This window comes from Streptomyces sp. NRRL S-495 (assembly GCF_000966955.1).
GTDB lineage: Bacteria > Actinomycetota > Actinomycetes > Streptomycetales > Streptomycetaceae > Kitasatospora > Kitasatospora purpeofusca.
In genome coordinates this window covers 1-531 of sequence record NZ_JZWY01000850.1, presented here as the reverse complement: position 1 = coordinate 531, position 531 = coordinate 1, and the positions used below count along the sequence as shown (strand labels likewise).

General features: G+C 74.4%; 2 protein-coding genes. Both read left to right on the top strand.

From position 1 onward, the window contains the following. Positions 1-295, top strand: a 295-nt coding sequence (locus VR45_RS34855; RefSeq protein WP_045943921.1) for a hypothetical protein, incomplete at its 5' end; no start/stop codon positions are given. 86 nt (positions 296-381) lie between these two features. Then, positions 382-531: ParA family protein (locus tag VR45_RS34850; protein WP_045943920.1), on the top strand; the 150-nt coding region annotated here is incomplete at its 3' end.

The following is a 531-nucleotide window of genomic DNA, read 5'->3' as shown; positions in this document are numbered from 1 at the left end:
GGAGCGGGAGGCGAAGGAGGCGATCAAGCACGAGGAGGACATGCAGCGCCGCCACTGCCCCACCTGCGGCCGGCGCCCGGACGACCCGACCTACGACACCGAGATGCAGGGGAGCTGGGACGGCGAGGAGGAGTGCGAGCCCTGCCGCGACGCGAGCGACAAGGCCCGCGAGGAGCAGGCCGCCCAGGCGCTGCGCGCCGCCGACGCCCGGCGGGAGGCCCTCTCCCGGCCGCGCGCACCGGAGCCGGGCCCGGAGCCCGCGCAGAAGCCCCGGAAGCGGCTGTTCGGCCGCTGACGCGCCCGGCTTCCTTGCTTGCTTGATTGCTTGGATGCTTGCTGCCACTGTGCTGGGCGGCAACCCTCCCCCGGAAGGACTCCCCGATGTCCGCACCAGCCCGGCCAGCTCCGCACGTCTCCGTCGCCAACCACAAGGGCGGTGTCGGCAAGACCGGCGTCGCCCAGGGCATCACCACCGCCGCCGCCGAGGCCGGCCACCGCGTCCTGGTGGTCGACATGGACGCCCAGGGCAAC